The organism is Shewanella sp. SM32 (assembly GCF_025654235.1).
In the GTDB taxonomy this organism is placed as follows: Bacteria; Pseudomonadota; Gammaproteobacteria; order Enterobacterales; family Shewanellaceae; genus Shewanella; species Shewanella oncorhynchi.
Genome location: NZ_JAKKRO010000171.1, coordinates 1 through 1,011 on the forward strand (window position 1 = coordinate 1; position 1,011 = coordinate 1,011).

Annotated in this window: 1 protein-coding gene; it reads right to left on the bottom strand. The window is 45.0% G+C overall.

Features of this window, described 5'->3' with window-relative positions; translation table 11 throughout:
* Positions 1-9: 9 nt before the first annotated feature.
* The gene (locus tag L5M10_RS24020; protein WP_263256109.1) at positions 10-951 is read right to left on the bottom strand and encodes an IS630 family transposase; all 942 of its coding nucleotides are present in this window, start codon (positions 949-951) and stop codon (positions 10-12) included.
* Positions 952-1,011: the final 60 nt, after the last annotated feature.

Genomic DNA, 1,011 nt, shown 5'->3' on the forward strand with positions numbered 1-1,011 from the left:
TATACCCAATCAACCTGAAGATGCGTGGGTAAAGAGCTGAAAATTATCATTGATCCGCGACGCTAAACTTTCACCAATATCGGGTAATGTTTCTTTGAAAAATTTATCCAGTGCGGACCTGAAATCTCGCTTATTTTTGAAGTACACGCTGTTCCTCGCGTGCTCATTCATGACCTTCCACAGTCTTTCTATCGGATTGAGGTTCGGGCTGTAAGGCGGTAAATAATGCAACTCAATATTGTGCGAAATTGCAGCATTCTTCACTATCGCCGCTCGGTGATAACCAGCACCATCCAAAATAAGATGTAGCTTCTGAGTTTGTGGGTATTTGTCTCTTAATTGCCCGAAAAACTGCACTATGCTTTCGCTGTTTACCCATTCATATTCATTGACCACTGCACTGGCAATATTATTGAGCTCCAACGCGCCAATCAGGTTTAGCCGTGTACGACTGCCGGTGGTTTCTATGGCTTTGTCTTGCCCAGTTCGTATCCAGCCGTGTGAGATTTTGGTTGCCTGAGTCGGATGTACGGCATCCATAAATAAAATGCGCTCATCCTCACCGCAATGCGCTTTGAGTGCCTCATAAGCCTCAACAAAAGCCTGTTGCTTTGCCGTATCAAACTTATGCGGTACGCCTTTGGGCTTCTTGTAGCTAAAGCCGTTTTTGCGAAGCCATTTGTGCATAATTAATTCTGCGATTTGCTCTGCAGTTAACAGGCTTTGTGAACCGCCATTTTCAGGCTTGAGCTTCTCTGACAAGGTGTAATCGGCAAGGTGATTACGTACAGTGCTTTCATGAATGCGTAATGCTTGAGAAATCATTGCCGGGGTCCAGCCTTCGGATGCAAGCAGTACTGCTTTGATGCGGTCACGAATACGCCCGTCACGCGTTTGAGCATGCTGGGTCTCTAGGACTTGTTTTTGTTCAGGAGTAAGGAGTAGTTTCATAATCGTTAGCTTGATCCTCATTTCACTGAAAATCAAGCATCTTCATTGATCACGGGTATA